The sequence below is a fragment of the Pseudomonas sp. WS 5021 genome, assembly GCF_012985535.1.
In the GTDB taxonomy this organism is placed as follows: domain Bacteria; phylum Pseudomonadota; class Gammaproteobacteria; order Pseudomonadales; family Pseudomonadaceae; genus Aquipseudomonas.
This window is the reverse complement of sequence record NZ_JAAQWP010000006.1, coordinates 277,353-297,003: the sequence shown is the minus strand read 5'-3', so window position 1 is coordinate 297,003 and position 19,651 is coordinate 277,353. Positions and strand designations below refer to the sequence as shown.

14 protein-coding genes and 1 pseudogene are annotated in these 19,651 nt (G+C 60.3%); 7 read left to right on the top strand and 8 right to left on the bottom strand.

Going from position 1 to position 19,651, the window contains the following annotated elements; genetic code table 11:
• Nucleotides 1-157: 157 nt before the first annotated feature.
• The 4 genes from HBO19_RS20260 to HBO19_RS20245 all read left to right on the top strand — a co-directional run bounded on the left by HBO19_RS20260 (nt 158) and on the right by HBO19_RS20245 (nt 5,817).
• Nucleotides 158-3,067: an aminotransferase gene (locus tag HBO19_RS20260; RefSeq protein ID WP_170058165.1), complete on the top strand. Its 2,910-nt coding sequence runs from the start codon at nt 158-160 to the stop codon at nt 3,065-3,067.
• Between the two features lie 303 nt (nt 3,068-3,370).
• Nucleotides 3,371-4,249: an N-carbamoylputrescine amidase gene (aguB, locus tag HBO19_RS20255; protein WP_170042351.1), complete on the top strand. Its 879-nt coding sequence runs from the start codon at nt 3,371-3,373 to the stop codon at nt 4,247-4,249.
• A 5-nt stretch (nt 4,250-4,254) separates the two neighbouring features.
• Nucleotides 4,255-5,361 (top strand): agmatine deiminase, encoded by a 1,107-nt coding sequence (gene aguA / locus HBO19_RS20250; RefSeq protein WP_170058164.1) that lies wholly within the window; start codon nt 4,255-4,257, stop codon nt 5,359-5,361.
• 243 nt (nt 5,362-5,604) lie between these two features.
• On the top strand, nt 5,605-5,817 hold the full coding sequence (locus HBO19_RS20245; protein WP_170058163.1) for a hypothetical protein: 213 nt from the start codon (nt 5,605-5,607) through the stop codon (nt 5,815-5,817).
• 122 nt (nt 5,818-5,939) lie between these two features.
• Here HBO19_RS20245 and HBO19_RS20240 read toward each other — a convergent pair whose 3' ends face one another.
• Nucleotides 5,940-8,012, bottom strand: a complete 2,073-nt coding sequence (locus HBO19_RS20240) for a TonB-dependent siderophore receptor (protein ID WP_170058162.1) — start codon at nt 8,010-8,012, stop codon at nt 5,940-5,942.
• A gap of 460 nt (nt 8,013-8,472) precedes the next feature.
• Between HBO19_RS20240 and HBO19_RS20235 the strand changes: the two genes are divergently transcribed.
• A complete protein-coding gene (locus HBO19_RS20235) occupies nt 8,473-9,768 on the top strand; it encodes an OprD family porin (RefSeq protein ID WP_170058161.1) in 1,296 nt (431 codons plus the stop codon).
• Nucleotides 9,769-9,843: 75 nt separating this feature from the next.
• On the opposite strand, the gene HBO19_RS20230 is transcribed toward HBO19_RS20235, so the two are convergent.
• The 4 genes from HBO19_RS20230 to HBO19_RS20215 form a co-directional block, all read right to left on the bottom strand.
• Nucleotides 9,844-11,409 (bottom strand): M48 family metallopeptidase, encoded by a 1,566-nt coding sequence (locus tag HBO19_RS20230; protein WP_169953868.1) that lies wholly within the window; start codon nt 11,407-11,409, stop codon nt 9,844-9,846.
• 12 nt (nt 11,410-11,421) lie between these two features.
• Nucleotides 11,422-11,787 (bottom strand): hypothetical protein, encoded by a 366-nt coding sequence (locus HBO19_RS20225; RefSeq protein WP_169953867.1) that lies wholly within the window; start codon nt 11,785-11,787, stop codon nt 11,422-11,424.
• A 37-nt stretch (nt 11,788-11,824) separates the two neighbouring features.
• Nucleotides 11,825-13,171 carry a CHASE2 domain-containing protein gene (locus HBO19_RS20220; RefSeq protein ID WP_170058160.1) on the bottom strand — a complete coding sequence of 449 codons (1,347 nt, stop codon included), beginning with the start codon at nt 13,169-13,171 and terminating at the stop codon, nt 11,825-11,827.
• Between the two features lie 137 nt (nt 13,172-13,308).
• Nucleotides 13,309-14,187 carry an EamA family transporter gene (locus HBO19_RS20215; protein WP_170042354.1) on the bottom strand — a complete coding sequence of 293 codons (879 nt, stop codon included), beginning with the start codon at nt 14,185-14,187 and terminating at the stop codon, nt 13,309-13,311.
• A gap of 100 nt (nt 14,188-14,287) precedes the next feature.
• Here HBO19_RS20215 and HBO19_RS20210 point away from each other — a divergent pair, with 100 nt between their 5' ends.
• The gene (locus HBO19_RS20210; RefSeq protein ID WP_170042355.1) at nt 14,288-15,070 is read left to right on the top strand and encodes a helix-turn-helix transcriptional regulator; all 783 of its coding nucleotides are present in this window, start codon (nt 14,288-14,290) and stop codon (nt 15,068-15,070) included.
• A 69-nt stretch (nt 15,071-15,139) separates the two neighbouring features.
• Here the strand turns inward: HBO19_RS20210 and HBO19_RS20205 are convergent, their stop codons facing one another.
• From HBO19_RS20205 to HBO19_RS20195, 3 genes are all read right to left on the bottom strand, one after another.
• Nucleotides 15,140-17,548, bottom strand: coding sequence for a TonB-dependent receptor (locus tag HBO19_RS20205; RefSeq protein ID WP_262386292.1), 2,409 nt, complete (start codon nt 17,546-17,548; stop codon nt 15,140-15,142).
• Nucleotides 17,549-17,660: 112 nt separating this feature from the next.
• Nucleotides 17,661-18,608: a FecR domain-containing protein gene (locus HBO19_RS20200; protein ID WP_262386291.1), complete on the bottom strand. Its 948-nt coding sequence runs from the start codon at nt 18,606-18,608 to the stop codon at nt 17,661-17,663.
• A complete protein-coding gene (locus HBO19_RS20195; RefSeq protein ID WP_169953863.1) occupies nt 18,608-19,108 on the bottom strand; it encodes a sigma-70 family RNA polymerase sigma factor in 501 nt (166 codons plus the stop codon). The genes HBO19_RS20200 and HBO19_RS20195 overlap by 1 nt, the downstream gene beginning before the upstream one ends.
• A 301-nt stretch (nt 19,109-19,409) precedes the next feature.
• Here HBO19_RS20195 and HBO19_RS28580 point away from each other — a divergent pair.
• Nucleotides 19,410-19,565: pseudogene (locus tag HBO19_RS28580) on the top strand (phage portal protein); the annotation flags it as partial.
• Nucleotides 19,566-19,651: the final 86 nt, after the last annotated feature.

Here is a 19,651-nt window from a genome sequence, read left to right as displayed (position 1 = left end):
CATAGCTTGCGGGCTTGCGATGGGGCGTGCAAGGGGCGGTGGTCAGATTGGCCCAGCTTGCGTGCTTTAAAGAAGACAATCTCAATGGGGTCGGGGTTGCATCTGGCCTATTAACAATGGCGATATAAGCGCCCAACAAAAAACCAGGGACCGTCACATGCTGCTCGATACATTGATCCATCGCACCCGTTTGCCGTGCCCGCAGGTCAGCGCGGAGCAAGCCTTGCAGTTGCTTGAGCAGCATTACGGCCTTAGCGGCACCCTGCAGTCCCTGGGCAGCCAGCAAGACCTCAATTACCGCGTTGACAGCGATCGTGGCCGCTTCGTCCTGAAAATCTGCCGGGGCGAGTACGCCGCCGTTGAGCTGCACGCCCAGCACGCCGCTCTTGCGCACTTGCAGGCACACGCCGGCGTCCGGGTGCCCAAGGTCATCAGCACCCTCGGTGGCGAGCAACTACTGAGCGTGACGCTGGCCGGGCAGGCCTTGCACCTGCGGTTGCTGGACTATATCGAAGGCCAGCCGCTGACCCACCTGCCGCATCTGGGCCGCGCGTTGATCACAGGTTTTGGCCGGCTGTGCGGGCAGATGAGCCAGGCATTGGCCGGTTTTGCGCACGCGGGCCTGGAGCGCACCCTGCAATGGGACCCGCGCCATGCCCGGGAGCTGATCAGCCATTTATTGTCGACGCTCGACAACCTGCCGCAGCGCGCGGCCCTGGAGCGGGTCGCGGTAGAGGTCGAGCAGCGCCTGCGGCCCTTGGTCGATCAGTTGCCCTGGCAGGCCGTGCATATGGATATCACCGACGACAATGTGGTGTGGCAGCGCGATGCCGAGCGGCATTGGCAAGTGCAGGGTGTCATTGATTTCGGCGACCTGGTGCACACTTGGCGGATTGCGGACTTGTCGGTGACCTGTGCCGCTCTGCTGCACCACGCCGAGGGCGACCCGTTTGCGATCCTGCCGGCGATCCGGGCCTGTCACGCGTTGACCCCTTTGCAACCCCAGGAGTTGCAGGCGCTGTGGCCGCTGATCGTGGCCCGTGCGGCGGTCCTGGTGCTGAGCAGCGAACAGCAGCAGCGCCTGGACCCGGATAACACCTACCTGTTGAAGAATGCCGAGCACGAGTGGGAAATCTTCCAGGTTGCCACCTCGGTGCCGTTTGAGTTGATGGAGGCGGCGATCCAGGCGTGCGTCGGTGCAACCCCCAAACCAGTGGCCAGCGAAGGCTTTGCCCCGCTGCTGCCGGGCCTGGTGGGGCGCGAGTTCGCGCTGATTGACCTGGGTGTGCTCAGTGAACATTTCGAAGCCGGAAACTGGGAAACCCCTGGCATCGACCAACATTTATTGCAGCAGGCCGCAACGGTCCATGGCTTGGCGGCCAGTCGTTATGGTCAGTATCGCTTGTCCCGCACGCGTCCCGACTGCGCGAGCGAACCGCAAACGTTCGCCCTGCACGTTGAACTGTATGTGCCCCAGGGCAGCGTCGTAGAGGCGCCGTTCGCCGGCATCCTGCGCAGCACTGCCGATGGCGTATTAAGTCTGCATAGCGCGCAACTGAATGTACGGCTGCTGGGCCTGAAAAATGCGTTGCAACCCGGCGCCGCGGTGCTCAAGGGCCAGGTCCTGGGGGAGGCGGGCGGGGCATTGACCGTGCAACTGTGCCAGGTTGACCTTGATCCGCCATTGTTCTGCACGCCGTCCCGCGCTGCGGCCTGGCAGGTGTTGTGCCCCTCGCCGGCGACGCTGCTGGGCCTTGCCTGTGACGCCGAGTCGGAGCTGGATCCAGAAGCCTTGCTGGCCCGACGCGACGCCAGCTTTGCGCGCTCGCAAAAGCACTATTACGTCGACCCGCCGCGCATCGAACGCGGCTGGCGCAACCATCTGATCGACATGCAGGGCCGCTCGTATCTGGACATGCTCAACAATGTCGCGGTGCTGGGTCACGGCCATCCACGCATGGCACAGGTGGCGGCGCGGCAGTGGTCGCTGCTCAATACCAACTCGCGCTTTCATTACGCCGCGATTGCCGAGTTCTCCGAGCGTCTGCTGGCGCTGGCGCCCGAGACCATGGATCGGGTGTTCCTGGTCAACAGTGGCACCGAAGCCAACGACCTGGCGATCCGCCTGGCCTGGGCCTACAGCGGCGGGCGCGACATGCTCAGTGTGCTGGAGGCCTATCACGGCTGGTCGGTGGCCGCCGATGCGGTGTCCACCTCGATCGCCGACAACCCCCAGGCCCTGAGCAGCCGGCCGGATTGGGTGCACCCGGTGACCGCACCCAATACCTATCGCGGCGAATTCCGTGGCCCGCACAGTGCGCCGGATTATGTGCGCAGCGTGGAGCACAACCTGGCGAAAATCGCCGCCAGCCAGCGCCAGTTGGCGGGTTTTATCTGCGAGCCGGTGTATGGCAATGCCGGTGGCATCTCCCTGCCGCCGGGCTATTTGCAGCAGGTGTATGCCCTGGTGCGTGCCCAGGGTGGGGTGTGCATCGCCGATGAAGTGCAGGTCGGCTACGGCCGCATGGGCCACTTCTTCTGGGGTTTTGAAGAACAGGGCGTGGTGCCGGACATCATCACCATGGCCAAAGGCATGGGTAACGGCCAGCCCCTTGGCGCCGTGATTACCCGCCGGGAAATCGCCGAAGCGCTGGAGGCCGAAGGGTATTTCTTCTCGTCCTCGGGGGGCAGCCCGGTGAGTTGCCGGATTGGCATGGCGGTGCTGGATGTGATGGAGCAAGAAAAGCTTTGGGAAAACGCCCAGGTGGTCGGCGGGCACTTCAAGGCGCGGCTGGAGGCGTTGATCGAGCGCCATCCCCTGGTGGGGGCGGTGCATGGCTCGGGCTTCTATCTGGGGCTGGAGTTGGTACGGGATCGGCAGACCCTGGAGCCGGCGACGCAAGAAACCGCCAAGCTGTGTGATCGCTTGCGTGAGCTGGGGATTTTCATGCAGCCGACCGGGGACTATCTGAACATCCTCAAGATCAAGCCGCCGATGGTCACGTCTAAACGCAGTGTGGATTTCTTTGTCGACATGTTGTCGAAGGTGTTGGATGAAGGGTTGTAGACACCTTTTATGAGTTGAAATGAGATCACCCCTGTGGGAGCGGGCTTGCTCGCGAAAGCGGTGTATCAGTGACAGATTTGTAGACAGACACACCGCTTTCGCGAGCAAGCCCGCTCCCACAAGGGTGATGGGGTTTCAGACGTTAACCCGATTGTTATCGGGAATATTTTGAGTTTTTTAGACGGTTGGATGTTTGCAAGCTTTAAAAGCCGATTTTTATCCGCTATAAAGTCGTCCAGCATTCCCCTTTCTGTCATCGGCCCCGGTTATCCTGGCCGCTGACCACCGCCCAGGAGATGATTCATGAGCCGTATCGTTACCGTCGCCGCTACCCAGATGGCTTGTTCCTGGGACCTCGAAGCCAATATCGAGACCGCTGAAAAGCTGGTCCGTGAGGCCGCAGCCAAAGGCGCGCAGATCATCCTGATCCAGGAACTGTTCGAAAGCCCGTATTTCTGCCAGAAGCCAAACCCGGACTATCTGCAACTGGCAACCCCGGTTGCAGAAAACGTGGCCATCAAGCACTTCCAGAAAATCGCCAAGGAACTGCAAGTGGTCCTGCCGATCAGCTTCTTCGAGCTGGCCGGTCGTGCGCGGTTCAACAGCATCGCGATCATCGACGCGGACGGCTCCAACCTCGGGATTTATCGTAAAAGCCACATCCCGGACGGCCCTGGCTACCACGAAAAGTACTACTTCAACCCGGGCGATACCGGCTTCAAAGTGTGGAACACCCGCTACGCGAAAATCGGCGTGGGCATCTGCTGGGACCAGTGGTTCCCGGAATGCGCCCGCAGCATGGCGTTGCAAGGCGCGGAGATCCTGTTCTACCCGACCGCCATCGGCAGCGAGCCACACGACAAGACCATCTCGTCCCGTGACCACTGGCAGCGCGTGCAACAAGGCCATGCCGGCGCCAACCTGATGCCGCTGATCGCCAGCAACCGCATCGGCAACGAAGAGCAGGACGGCTACGACATCGACTTCTACGGCTCGTCGTTCATTGCCAACCAGTTCGGCGAAAAAGTCGAAGAGCTCAACGAAACCGAAGAAGGCATCCTGGTGCACAGCTTCGACCTCGATGAGCTGGAGCACATCCGCAGCGCGTGGGGCTCGTTCCGTGACCGCCGGCCGAACCTGTACGGCGCGCTCAAGACCCTCGACGGTTCCCTGGAGTCCTGATCGCCATGACCACTTTGCACAGCACGCCTCGCGCTGACGGCTTCTATATGCCAGCCGAGTGGGCACCCCAGACCCAGACCTGGATGATCTGGCCCGAGCGCCCGGACAACTGGCGCCTGGGCGGCAAACCGGCGCAGGCGGCCCACGTGGCAGTGGCCAAGGCCATTGCGCGTTTTGAGCCGGTGACGGTTGCGGTTTCCGCCGGTCAGTACGAAAACGCCCGGGCGCGCCTGGATGTGCCGAATATCCGGGTGGTGGAGATGTCCAGCGACGATGCGTGGGTACGCGACAGCGGGCCGACCTTCGTGATCAATGACCACGGCGAAGTCCGTGGCGTGAATTGGGACTTCAATGCCTGGGGCGGGTTTGACGGTGGCCTGTATGCGCCGTGGAACCGCGACTCCCAGGTGGGCGGCAAGATCCTCGAGATCGAGCGCAGCCCGCGTTATCGCACCGAGGGTTTTGTGCTCGAAGGCGGTTCGATTCACGTCGACGGTGAAGGCACCCTGATCACTACCGAGGAATGCCTGCTCAATCGCAATCGCAACCCCCATCTGGGCCGCGAAGAGATCGAAGCGGTCCTGAGCGCCAACCTGGCTGTGGATAAGATCATCTGGCTGCCCGACGGTCTGTTCAACGACGAAACCGACGGCCATGTGGATAACTTCTGCTGCTACGTGCGCCCGGGTGAAGTGTTGCTGGCCTGGACGGACGATCCGCAAGACCCGAACTATGCACGCTGCCATGCTGCCATGGACGTGCTGCAAAACAGCACCGACGCCAAGGGCCGCGCGTTTATCGTGCATAAAATGCCGATCCCGGGGCCGTTGTACGCCACTGAGGAAGAATGCGCCGGTGTCGACCCGGTGGACGGCTCCCAGGAGCGTAATCCGACCGTGCGTCTGGCCGGTTCCTACGTCAACTTTCTGATCGTCAACGGCGGCATTATCGCGCCGAGTTTTGATGACCCGCTGGACAGGCGCGCCCAGGAAATCCTCCAGGGCCTGTTCCCGCAGCATGAAGTGGTGATGGTGCCGGGCCGTGAACTGTTACTGGGTGGCGGCAATATCCATTGCCTGACCCAACAACAGCCCGCGCCGCACAAAAACTGAGTGCAGTTGTAACAGGCAATTTCGCTGCACCTCGGCTGATTGCCGGCAAGTGCGCCGGGTAATAACAGCAAGCCCATGGCCCGTCGGGGTCGTGGGCTTTTTTGTGTCCGCAGGCCTATAAACCGGACGCTTTGGCACAGCTCTTGTATCGGCGTTGTGACAGTGATCGGGGTTTGTGACTGCGCAGTTCTGTCATAAACCTTGAGTAAGTTAGCCGCTCAAGCAGTAGGAGAGAGCGCTGAAATGAACGCCGATATCAACCTGGTCTATACACGCGCGCCCCATCCTTCGGTCGTGCGAGGTGACGCGATTCACACGCTGGCACTTTGGTTGAAGGCAAACGGCTCGCGCCGGATCCGGCAGGGGGATCCACGTAGGGTGATGAGTGAGCGCTACCCGCTGGGGTTGTTCAGTGAGGATGAAGTGCAGGTGCTGTGCGAATTGATCCAGGACTGACTGACACTGATATCCAAATGAGGGAGAGGGCTTGCCCGCGATAGCAGTGTGTCAGTTGATGCATATGTGACTGATACACCGCTATCGCGGGCAAGCCCGCTCCCACAGGAACTGCATGTGGCTTAGAAGTTGTACGTCCCCGTCACCACCAGGCTGCGCGGGTCGCCAAACTGGATCTGGTTGGCGCTGGTCGCCGACGCGTAGTACGTCTTGTCGCTGATGTTGTTCAGCGCCGCCTTCACATCCCAGTCCTTGTGCCGGAACCCGGCCAGGGCGTCCCAGCGGCCATAGCCCGGCAACACCACGGTGTTGGCGTTATCGGCATAACGATCACCCACCAGGGTCAGGCCGGTTTCGGCGTACCAGCCCATCTCCGGTTTCCAGGTGACGAACAGGCTGGCGTTGCGCTTGGCCACGTCGCTGATACGCTTGCCTTCAAAGCCATTGTTGTCCTTCACCACCTTGGCATCCTGCACGCCGACGCCACCGCGCACATACCAGTTGCCGACGATTTTGCCGGTGGTGGTCAGCTCGATACCACGGGAGCGCTGGATTCCGCTGAGCAGGGTGATCAGCGGGTTCTCCGGGTCGCGGGTGCGGCGGTTGTACAGTTCCAGTTCATACACGGCGAGGGTGGTGCTCAAGCGGTCGTCGAGCCAGTCGCTCTTGACCCCGATTTCCTTTTGTTTGGTCAGCTCGGGGCTCAGGTCATTGGCATTGCCCGTTGCATTCGGGGTGATGCCGATCAGGCCACCGCCGGTGGGGGAAAACGTCTTGCTCCACGACGCGTAGAACGAATGGTTCTCCACCGGCGTCCACACCACGCCCAGCCGTGGGCTGGTGTTGTGGCTGTCGACGGGTTGCCGGATATTGGTGATCTTATTGGTGGTTTCTACTTCAAAACGGTCGTAGCGCAAACCGGCGAGTACTTGCCACTGATCGTTCAGGCGCAGTTGGTCCTGCACATACAGCCCCTGGCTTTCGACTTCGGTGTGGTTGTTGCTGGAGATCCTCATCGGCCCGGTATGGCTCAGGTGCCGGTTGGGGTGGTTCAGATCGAGGCCGGGCACTGTTGCCGTTACCGCGCTGTACAACTTCGGATCACGGCGCTGGCTGCCCAGCTCCACGCCGGTCAGCAGGCGGTGTTCCAGGCCAAAGGTATTGAAGCCCCCTTCGAGCTCGACGTTATTGAATACGTTGCGCGTCGTCAGGTCCTGCTGCCAGCGCTGGCGCCCGACGGTGTTGGTCTTGGGGTCGTAGCCGGTCAGGTAGGTGTTGTCGAAATCACTGTCGAGCTTGAACACACCCAGGGTGTGACGCAGTTGCCAGCTGTCGTTGAGTTCATAGGCGAGCTTGGAGCGCAGGGACTGGGTGGTGTCGTCGATATAGTCCCGTGGGTCGCCGTAGGTAGTGTCGCGGCTCACATCGGCCGGGCGCCCGCGCACGCCAGGGATGCCCCGGTCCGGGGTGCGGTCGTAGCGGCTGTATTCGTATTGCACCAGCCAGTTCAGTTGCGGGGTCAGTTGCCAGCTCATCGACGGGGCGAATAATTTACGGTTGCCGCTGATGCCATCGCGAAAGCTATCGGTGTCTTCGTTACCCATGTTCAGGCGCAGGCTGATGTTTTCGGTCGGATCGGCGCTCAAGTCGGTGTACAGGCTGCGCAGCCCGTTCGTGCCGCCCTGGGCCTCGACGCTGGAGGTGCGCCCGGCCTGGGGCAGCTTGCTGACGCGGTTGACGATCCCGCCTTGGCCACCACGGCCGTACAACACCGCGGCGGGGCCCTTGAGCACATCGATGCGCTCGATGTTGTGCAGGTCGCGCACGTATTGGCTGTCGTCGCGGATGCCATCGAGGTAGAAGTCGCTGCTGGCCTCGAAGCCGCGGATGCGCAAGCTGTCGAAGCGTGTGTCGGCGCCGCTGCTGACGTTGGGGATGCCACTCAACGCCTGGCCCAGGTCGTTGGTGCCGTAGGCGCGCAGGTTCTCGGTCTTTACCGAGTCGATCGCCTGGGGCACGTAGCGCACCGGCGTACTTGTGCGCGTGGCGGTGTTGGTGTCTTTGACGCGTGGGTCGTCTTCGTCAGCTTCGGCGCTGATGGCGGTGGCGGGCAGGGTGGTCGCGGCGCAGGCAAATCCGGCGCACAGCAGTGCAGAAAGCCCAAGGGTCATGGGCGTCAGGCGAGAGGCAGGCATCTAGGGGCGCATCCGTAAGAGGGAGGGTAAATAATGCGCGAATGATAATGCTTGCTATTTGCGCGCGTGATTTATTCTTACGCTGCCTGCTCGGGCATTTGTTACAAAATGTGTTTTCGAGGGAATTTTACGCATCAATGGAAAATGCGTTACCCACCAGCGGCTTATTCACACGATGAATTGGCCGAGCGTATATATCGCGTAAATAATGGCTAAATAATATCGCTTAGACTTTTTTTGCCTAAATACAGACGATTCACTAAATTGACACGCGGTTCAGGGCGCGGATAGGATTCGCCTCAACGCCTGTGGCTAACCGCCATGACTTCTCTATAAAAAAGGCCCGCGGCATATTCGGTCGTCCGCGGGCCTTTTTTTATCCGGGGAAAGTCGATACCAAAAAAGCCAAATGGAGCCAGGTGTCACAGCGCGTACTCAACCAGTAATAAGGAATAAAAAAATGTTGAATAAACGGATGGGTCTGATTGCTCTGGGGATTTTGAGCGCTACTCAGGCAATGGCAAACGACCAGGAGCAATCCAAAGGCTTCGTGGAAGACAGCCACTTGAACATCGCGGCGCGTAATGCGTATATCAGCCGCGACTACAAAGACGGTGGTAAAGATAAAGCCGAGTGGGGCCAAGGCTTCATCGGTAAGTTCGAGTCCGGCTTCACCCAAGGCACCGTTGGTGTGGGTGTGGACGTGATCGGCCAATACGCCATCCGTCTGGACGGTGGTAAAGGTCGCAGCGGCGCTGGCGGCATCAACTTCTTCAAGCAAGGCGACAGCGGCGCAGCACCACACGACCTGGCCAAGGGCGGCGCAGCCGTCAAGGCACGCATCTCCAACACTGTGCTGAAGTACGGTGACCAGATGCCAGCCGTGCCGGTCCTGCAGTACGACAACTCCCGTCTGTTGTCGGAAACCTACACCGGTACCTCGATCGTCTCCAAAGAGATCAAGGGTCTGGAGCTGCAAGGTGGTTACTTCACCAAGGAAGCCCAAAAAGGCGCCGAAGGCACCGACAGCGGCAACCTGAAAAACATCGCCTACCTGGGCGGTAGCTACAAATTCACCGAAAGCCTGTCGGCCGCGCTGTACGCATCCGACATGGAAGACGTGCTGAAGAAGCAATACGTCAACGTCAACTACGTGCTGGCCCTGCCACAAGAGCAGTCGCTGACTTTTGACTTCAACGGCTACAAGACCAAGCTGGACAAGAGCTTCGCCCAGCTGACCCAAGGTGATGCTGACGCCCGCGACAACAAAATCTGGAGCCTGGGCGCCACTTGGGCCTTCGGTCCGCACAGCCTGACCCTGGCTCACCAGCGCAGCACCGGTGATACCGGCTACATGTACGGCGGCTACCGTAACAACACCAGGGGTAGTGGTATCGGCGACGGTGGTAACACCATCCTGCTGGCCAACTCCTACTGGTCTGACTTCAACGGTAAAGACGAGCGCTCCTGGCAGGTCGGCTACGGCATTGACTTCAGCACCTTCGGCGTACCGGGCCTGACCTACAACATCGCTTACGTGCGTGGCACCAACATCGACGACGGTAGCAACCGTGGCGATGGCACCGAGCGTGAAATCTTCAACCAGTTCAAGTACGTAGTACAGAGCGGCCCGGCTAAAGACCTGAGCCTGCGTGCCCGTGCCTCCTGGTTGCGTGTTTCGACCAACGCCAACAACTACAACGTTGGTGGTAACGAAATCCGCCTGTTCGCCGACTACCCGATCAACGTGTTCTAAGATCGTGCGTCGTGCCTGATACCAGGCAATAAAAAACCCCGACTTGTCGGGGTTTTTTTTATGGCTGCCTAAACCCTACGCCTTGACCTGCGCCAACTTCTGGCAGTTGGCCTTGCGCGCCGGGTACTGCCCGCATTTGCGCAACACGCTTTGCACCTGCTGGGTGTTCTGCAGTTGCTGGTTGGCCAATAGCTTCTCGGTGATAAACAGCTCCTCCGAACCCAGGTGACGCTCGGCCGTGTCGATCATGGCCAGGGCGGCCTTGCCGTCGCCGCGCTTGAGGTAGTAGCTGATCATCAAGTCATAGGTCGAAGGCCCGGCCAGGGACCAGTCCTTGATCGCCTGCAATTCTTTGAGGGCATCGGCATTTCTACCCTGGGCCAGGCGCACGGCGTAGGCGGTGCGGCGGATGTTCGGCTGGTCCTTGACCGGCGAGCTCAAGGCGCGCCGGATAAACGCATCGGCCTCGGGCACCTTGTTTTTGGCCAGGGCGGCGGTGGCGGCGTAGGCGTCCTTGTAACCCTGCATGGCCTTGGCCACAGGCGCGGCGTCACGCACCTTCGGCCAGCTCGTGGTGTTGACCCGGGCGCGGCGCTCCTTGCGGTACTCGCGTTGCAGGTATTGGCGCAGCTCGGTGTCCCGGTCGATGGCGGACATGTGGGAGCGGTTGAAGTAATCGGTGGTGGCGGTGATGGTATTGGTCAGGCCGTCCTTGACCAGCACGTCCAGCTCCTTGGTAAAGCGGTCGAGGTTGAACTGCTGCAATGAATCTTGCATCGCGTCCTTGCGGGCGGTGAGAAAGCCCGTCAGCAGCGGCTTTTGCTTGCCCTGGAAATCATTCAGGCGCTCCAGGCTGTGGGTGGCCGCACGGGGCGCGTAGCCGGCCCGGATCATCAGGTCGGTGCCGAGCAAATCTGCCTGGTCTTCCTGGCTGCGGCCCCAGGCAGTACTCCAGACGTTGTCGGAAAAACTGTTGGCCAGCGAGGTATACAACACGGTATTGCCGATGGTTTTTTGCGTGCCGGCCGGGTCCTTGCTGAACAGTTTCATGGTGCCCGAACTGCGGTCCACCCCGGTGTTGGCCGCCACGGTTGCCAGGGCCACGGTGGAGGCCACGGTGGTGAACATGTCCTTCTGCTGTTGGAAGGCAGCGGCACGATCATGGTGGTGCAGCAGCACGTGGCTCATTTCATGGCCGAGCATGGCGGCGATTTCGTCTTCGCTGCCGACGTTCTCCAGCATGCCCAGGGGCACGAAGATATTGCCGTACGGGTCCGCCGACGGTCCGAAGCTGTAACTGTCGGTGATCTTCACCTGCAACAGCGGCAACTGCCCCGGCCAGCCCTTGGACAGGCGCGTGACGATGCCCTGCAAGTACACCTGCAACATCGGGATATCCACCAGGTTCTGCTGGCGCGCCTCGGCCGCAGGCACGGTGCGCCCGTCGTAACTCAAGCGCTGCTGGCCCGCGCGCTGCGGGTCGAGCTTGTAGTACTGGCGCACGTCAGCGTTGTCCACATAGTGGCCTTCGACGCGCGACTGGGTCGACGGCCCCACCAGGTTCAGAAACGCCTGGTCTGCACCCTTCAAGGTGGCGCAGCCGCTGAGCAATGCACTGGCCAGCAATAGATATCCCTTCACCGCGATACTCCCTTATTGATTGCAGCCGGCGCCGTAGCCGAGGGTGGACTTGTTGTTACTGTCCTTGGCCAGGCTTTGGGGCATGAGCTGGCACGGCAGCTTTGTGACATTCAGGGGCGGGTCGATTCGCAGGTCCCTGGTGTCCAGCCAGACTTTCTGCCCAGCCAGCTCCACCAGGACCAACTCCAGCTCCTTGTTGAGTTGCAACACCTGAACGGGTTGCTTGGGTGTGTCTTTACGGGCGATTTCCCGCAGCAGCTTGCCCTGCTCGTCCACCACCTCCACCGGGTCGGCCAGGAATTCCTTGATGACGTGGGTTTCGGCCAGCACACCCTGGCTGTAGAGCGCGGCGAGTAACACGATGAGGATTCTGTTCATCCTTGGTTTCCTTGAGTGAGACGACATGGCGGCACCCTCAGCGGCCACGGTCGAAGAAAGCTTCGATCCGCTCGCTGAACAGCGCCAATGACAGCAAAACAATACCCAGCACGTTGACCAGGGTGATGTGGTTCAGATACAGCACCCCGCACACAATCAGCAGCACCAGCATCACCACGCCCCACGACGGGTAGGGCGAGGTAAAAAAGCGACTCTCTTGATCCTGCCAGCGCGTCCAGGTGGGCAAGCCGGCCAGGCGCCGGGCATGCAGGGCCTTGAGCACGATAATCAGCGCCAGCAGCCCAAGCTCCAGCACGTCCACCCAGTGCAGGTTCCAACCGGGGAAATTGGCCGGCTCGCGCTCGTAATCCATGCCCTTGTTGATCAGGTTGTCCAAGGCCATGGCATGCAGGTAAACCCCAGGAATCAGGCCATGCACGGGTGATTGCACCACGTCGCCGGTGGAGGTGATGCTGGCCCCGACCATCACCAGTCGGTCGCGCAGCAAGCCGGCCACCAACGCCTGGTCTTCCGGCGAGCTGACCTCCAGGTCGCTGGCTGACAACGTCAGGCTATACGGGCAACGGGCCTGGGCGGAGTCGTCGAGTTTCCAGAACACTGCCTGGAAAAATTGCGCCACCCAATCCAGCACAAAGTTGCGCGGTGGTGCGCAGTGCCGGATATCCGCGATCTGCGCCTGCTGCGGCGCCAGCTTCAAGCCCCACTGCACGGCGATCGGCTGTAGCTGCGCCGCGGCTTTAGCATCCCGGGGCAGTTGGCTGGCACACGGCTGGCCCTTGCAGAATTGGCGGTACAGGGCCAGGGCCGGGGTTTCCATCACCCCCAGTGCGGTCGGCATCGCCAGCGGGTACTTGTCGTCCACACCGTCCCACACCACCAGCCCCGGCTGGCTGAACGCGGCAAACTGCTCGAGGGTATTGGCCTGCCCATTCTCGCCCCGCGTCACCCCGGTATTGGCCAGCAGCAGGGGAATGCCCCGGCGCTGATAGCGCTCGAACACATTCGCCAACAGCTGACTGCCCCGCGTCGGATCGCCCAGGGAGTGATCGTGGCTGTACAGCAAATCCACAAACACCGCCTTGGGTTTGTAGGCCAGCAAGCGCTTGAACAACTTGCTCTGCTCGCTATACGGCATCGGCCACGAGGTGTTGTTGCGCATCAGGTAGGCGTCGTCGATCAACACCACGGTGATATGTTGCTGGCCGGTGCCGGGGTAATTGCTGGAGAACATCCGGTTGAGCCACTGGGCGGATGCCTTGTCACTGGAACTGGCCAGGCCGAAGGGGTCGAGCACCGCTAGCAACACGATAAAAAACGCGAGCAAATAGCGACGACGATTAAAAAGCGGGGGGTTCTTCGACATCCATGTCTCGATAAAAAACGGCGGGTGCTGTTGGGGGCAGGTTTCCCGCAGCGAATGCATGGGGTTTTAAAGGACGGGGAGGGGGGTGTCAATTAGAAATATGGCTAAGTGCCATCTGGCGCCCGCCGCCCTCGGCATCAAGCGGCAGATGACGTCCCCGCCGGGCGCGATTTCACCAGCCCCACGGCCAATGCAGACAAAATCAGCGCAATCGAGATCCCCTCGTTGAGATCGACCCGATGCCCCAGCAACAGCATGGAACCGGTGACGCCAAACACCGGGATCAGCAGCGACAACGGCGCCACCTTGGAGACCGGGTACTCGCGCAGCAGCAGGTTCCAGCCCCAGTAACAAAAGTGCGTGGCCGCATACACCTGGAACAACAGCGAGAACACCGTCAACCACTCCATATGGGTGACCAGCGCAGTGAACGGCGCCGATCCATGGGCCAGCCACGTCAGCAGCAGCAAGGGCAGCGGCGGGAACAGACTGGCCCACACCACAAAGGCAAACATCTCGCGCACCTTCGATTGCTTGATGATGACGTTGCCCACACTCCAACTGAACGCACTTACCAGCAGCAGGCCGTAACCCAGGGTTGTCGCCTCGCCCGGACTGCCGGCGATAATGCCGATCAGTCCTACAGCCGCCAGCCCCACTCCGAGGATCTGGCCGACGCTCAGTTGCTCGCGAAACAACAACACTCCCCAACCCAGGGTAAAAAAGGCACTGAACTGGATCAACAAGGCTGCCGTACCTGGCGGCACACCCCATTCAATCCCCAGGTTGATCAAGGCCCACATCGCCACCCCGAAGATCAAGCCATAGGCCACCAGCCACTTCATCGCCACCGCCGGACGCCGCACAAAAAACACCCACGGCAACGCCGCCAGCGTAAAGCGCAGGGCGGTCAGCAACAGCGGATCGATCCCCGCCAGCCCGAGCTTGGTAATCGGAAAATTCAGCCCCCAGACAGCCGTCACCAACACGGCCAGGGCCAAGTGTTTCTTTTGCATAGTGTTCTGATTCCTGTGTGCGTCAGCCAAGGCGCAACTATGCGCAATAGGTGAGCTGGCTCGCTTGCACTATCAGGTCATAAATCATTAAATTCGGGCCATGCGCGAAACTGACATCGACCCTTACGAAAACACCCCCCGCGACGCCGTGGTCACGGCCAACGACTATGCCGACGGCCAGCACTTTGCGTTGCATACCCATCGGCGCGGGCAATTCGCCTACGCCGCCTGCGGCGTGATCACCGTCTTCACCCAACAGGGCAACTGGGTGGTGCCACCCCACCGTGCCATCTGGGTCCCGGCGGGCGTGCCCCACGAAATGAGCATGAGCGGCCCGGTGACCATGCTCAACACCTACATCCGCACCCACGCCGCAACCCGCCTCAACCTGCCCGCGCAGTGCCAGGTGTTCGGCGTATCAACGCTGCTGCGCGAACTGCTGAGCCGCGCCATCGATGTACCGGCGCTGTACGAAAAGGACCATCTGCACGGCCGCCTGATGACCTTGCTGCTCGACGAAATAGCCGACATGCGCCCCCTGTCACTCAACGCCCCACTTCCCAACGACCCCCGGCTGGCCGACATCTGCCGCCACCTGCTGGAACAGCCATCACTGGAAACCAGCATCGACGACATGACCCAACGCCTCGGCATGAGCCGCCGCACCTTCACCCGCTTGTTTCGCCAGCAGACGGGCATCAGCTTTGTGGAATGGCGCCAGCAAGCGTGCCTGTTGGCGGCGGTGGTCAGATTGGGGAATGGGGAGTCGGTGACACGGGTGGCGATTGATTTGGGGTATAGCAGCTCGAGTGCGTTTACGAGTGTCTTCAGGCGGGTGTTGGGGGAGGTGCCGAGTCGGTATTTTGCGAAGAACGTGCCTTGAGGTATCACGCCTGTTAAGCGCGACAATACCGTGCGCAAGCAGGGTATTGTCGTTTTCAACGGCTGCGCCTTACATGCTCCACCTCATGGTCACCGCCACGTTACGTGGGTCGCCAAAGAGGTTCGCGCCGGCAGGGTTACTGATGCTTTGGTAGTAGCGCTTGTCGAACACGTTGTTGAGGTTGGCTTGTACCTTGAGGTTTTTGTTCACGTTGTAGCCAGTCATCAGGTCGAAGATGCTGTAGCCGCCCTGAGTAACGCCGAACGAGGTATAGGTGCTGCTCTGGCTGCGCAATGAACCGCCAATGGACCATTTTTCCAGGTCGCCCGGCAGTTGGTAAGTGGTGGACAGTTTGAGCAAGTTGTACGGCGTGTCGCTGTCGAAGCGGCCGCTGCCGCCCTTGACGTTCTTGGCGGCGGCATAGGTGTAGCCGGCCGAGGCCTGCCAGCCACGAGCGAGCATGCCCTGCAGCTCCATGTCGACACCTTTGGTCTGCACTTCACCGGACGCTACCGAGCAAGACGCGACCCCCGGCAAGCACGTGTCCAGGCTTTGGGCGCGGTTCTCCTGAGTCAGCTGGAAATAGGCCACGCTGGCGTTCAAGGCACCCTCGAAGTATTCGCCTTTGATCCCGACCTCACGGTTGGTGCCCGTGACTGGCGGCAGCAGGCTGCCGTAGTAATTCACGTTGGCCTGGGGCTGGAAGATTTTTGTCCAACTGGTGTACACCGAGTAGGTGTCGTTGATGTCGTAGATCAGGCCGGCATAGGGGGTGTATTCGCGCGTAGCCTTGTAGTCGGCGCCGAACGTGTATTCACCGGAAATAGTGTTCTGTTCGTACTCGTACCAATCCAGGCGTGAGCCGAGGATCAGTTTCAAATCATCGCGCAGGTGCAAGCGCGTGGTGGCGTAGGTGCTGTACTGATCGACCTGGCCTTTGCGCGACCAGTTGTAGTTGATGGTGGGTTTATCCACGCCGTGATAGTCGAAATTGGACGGGTCGAGCACGACGTTCGGGTCGTTGAGGAAGCCGCCGCCGGGACCATCGTCGGTGTTATCGGTGCGATAGCTGGCGCCAAGCACCAGTTCGTGGGTGGCGCCGAAGAGGATGAAGGGGCCGGAAACGTAGCTGTCGACGCTTTTTTGCGTGTGTTGGTAGGTGTATCGGCCCACGTTCAGGTTCAGTTGGTCGGCTGCCGGGTCCAGTCGGTAGAAACTGGTGCCGAGCATGTCCAGGTCGCCTCGCAACCAGGTGGTGTTCAGGCGCAGTTTCCAGTCGTTGTCAAAACGGTGTTCGAGTTCGGCAAAGGCACTGGTGTTTTTCTTGTTCCAGTAGGTCCACTTCGGGCTCATGCGCGTCGAACGGGAGATGGGCAGGAACGTGCCATTGGCCTTGGTTGGTATGCCCGACCAGTCGGCCCCTGGGTTGTCTTCGCGGTTGTAGTACGCGCCCAGGGTCAGGGTAGTGGCTTCGCTCAGGTCAAATTCAGTGATGCCGTACAGCAACTGGCGCTTGCTGCTGTAGCCATCGGTAAAGCTGTCTTTGTCCTGAAAGGCGCCGACCACACGCCCCCTGATCGAGCCGCTGGAATTGAGTGCGCTGCTGGCATCGAGTTCGGTGCGGTAGTTGTCCCACGAACCGGCACCTACGGTCACCGATACTTGTGGCTCGACGGTCGGGCGTTTGCGGATCAGGTTGAGCGTGCCGGACGGGTTGCCGGCACCGATCATCAGGCCCGACGCACCGCGCACCACCTCGACCCGGTCGAACATCGCCATTGTCGAGGTGCCGAGAGTGTCGGTGTCATATGCCACGGGTAGGCCATCGATCATGATGTTGTCGATGGCCGAGCCACGCGAGTAGAACTGCGGGCGTTCGCCGCCGGTCTTGCGCATGGTCAGGCCCGGGGTGTAGGTCGAAATGTCCTCCAGGGACTGCATGTTCTGATCATCCATGCGCTGGCGGGTGATGACCGTTACTGACTGCGGCGTCTCGCGCATCGAGGTGGCCAGTTTGGTCGCGGTGCTCATGGAACCTGTGGTGTAGGAACCGGTACCTTCGGTCGTTGCGTCCAGGCTCTGCCCTGAGATGCTGGTTGTGCCGAGTAGCACCGCTGATTCGTTATTGCCAGCAATTAACACAAAGCCCCCGTTGCCTTGGCGTTGCGCCAGTAATCCGCTGTTTGCCAACAGGCGCGATAACCCCTCCTCGATGCTGTAGGTGCCAGTAAGGCCCGCGGTAGAAAGGCGGCGTGTTTGCTCGGTGTCGAATGAAATAGTGACCCCCGCTTGCACCCCAAACCGGGTCAGGGCGCTACCCAGCGGGCCTGCAGGAATCTGGTAAGCCTTTAGGCTCTGGGCCAGCACCGGCAGCGGCATCAGTGCCAAACCCGGCAACCCGGCGAGGGACATGCCAAATACTGCAAAGCGTATGGCGCGCGTTATCTTGGGAGTGACATTGAGGGGGAGCGGGAGCATTCGTTGATCCTTGCGTTGTCATGGCAGAAACCCGCTGTTATCGCGGCTTATGTCATTGACGGATGAGAATCAAAATCAGCAAGGTCGTTGGGCAAGAATCAGCACCAGGGGATTATGCCGGCTCGATGCTGACCCAATACCGGGTCAGATAGCTCACCTTAACGGGTAGGGTTTTGCTCAAGTTTTCCAACACCGTATCGGTGTCATCGATACGGAACGCGCCCGAGATACTCATACCCCGTACAGACGCGGCACAGCGCAATACGCCTGGACGATAGCGACCCAGCTCTTCGATAAAGTCTCCCAGGCGCCAGTCATCCACACTCAACATCCCCTGGACCCACGCAGTTGAGCCCGCGGGTAATGGGCGCACCTTGTGGACTTCATCGCGACTGAAAGCCACTTGCTGCCCGGCTTCCAGGCGCAGCGTCCGCTCGACATGCTGACTTGGGCATACCTGCACAGCCGATTGCAGTACGCCGACGAGTGTTTGCTCAGGCAATTGACGGACGCTGAACCGAGTACCCAGCGCGCGTACGCTGCCCTCGCCAGTTTGAACGATAAACGGACGCAGGGCGGGGTCTTTGGCGGTCTGAACCTCAATCTCACCACTGTATAGCTGGATCACGCGCTGTTTTGAGTCAAAGCGGACATCCAGGGCGGTGCCGGCATTCAGTTCCAGCTGCGAGCCATCGTCAAGCTGCAGCGTGCGACGCTCACGGGTCCCGGTGCGTTGTTGAGCGAGCATCGAGCGGTACGGTATCTGGTCCGCCGCCATCCAAGTACAGCCGCCAGCGGCCACCAGCATGCCAAGCAGTTTCAGAACATCACGGCGCTGTGTCTTCGCTGCGTCCAGGCTGGAGAGGGCGGCTTGCCTGGGCATCAACGCCCATTGCCGTTGAAGCGTTTCGACCCTTTCCCAGGCTTGCGAGTGCAGTGGGTCGGACGTTATCCAAGCCTGCCAGGCCTGGGTTCTGGCCTCATTGACCGTACCGTCATTGAGTTGCACGTACCAAGTAGCCGCAGCCTCGAGCGTCTTGAGATCCAGAGAGGAGGTCATCAACTGTCGACCAGCAACAGGCAACGGGTCATGGCACGAATCAAGTGATTTTTGACCGTCGTCACTGACACCTCGAATCGCTCAGCTGCTGCAACATAACTCAGCCCTTCCAGTTGCACGGCGAGAAAAATCTCCCGAGTCCTGGTGCCCAACTCATCGAGCAGGCTATCGACGGCAACCAGCATTTCGATGATCGACAACCGTATCTCTGGTGAGACATCCACAGGTTCTGGCCTTTGAGCCAGCGCGTGCAGATAAGCCTGCTCAATAGTGCGGCGGCGGGCCTTATCGATCAGAAGAGAACGCGCAATGGCACTGAGATAACCTCGAGGCTCGCGGATCGGCGCGTCATTGCGGGCCGTCATGACCCGCACAAACGTGTCCTGAGCCAGATCCGAAGCATCGGCGGCATTGCCCAGGCGGACTCGCAACCAGCCTTTCAGCCAGCTGTTGTGTTCGCTATACAGCTGATGAAGAGCTGATTGATCAAGCGCTGACATGAGCGTGCCACCGATGCGTAAATGGTAATCGCTCTCATTGTCGTGATGGCATGATTTTTATGCAAGAGACTTTTCTGCGCCAGGGAGGGAAGGGTGTGGACATTTTGTGGGGGGGGGCACAAACCCGAACCCCAGAAACAACAAAGCCCCCACATTTCTGTGGGGGCTTTGTTTTGTATGGTGCGGCACGAGGATTCGAACCCGTGACCTACTGATTATGTTTGCATCGTGGCTTCCCGTTATCGTCCCGTAGGGTTCCTCCTCGGGCCGCCAGCCTTGTTCGAGCTTCTCTATAGGAACGCTGACTCGCTTCAAGAACATCACTCGCAACGACGTGATTGCGGCTTGGCGCATGAACCCGGCGCTGGCGGGGTGCATGCCCGAGAATGCAGCGAGGTTTGGGGATTTGGAGAAGATTGATCGGGTGTATATTAATAATGAGATACGGCCGATCAGGTAGTTGCTTCTACAGCTTAATACTGCATTGCGTCGTGACCGATGTGTGGCATGGAGTCTTTAAGTAGATTTGGATTCATGGCGTCT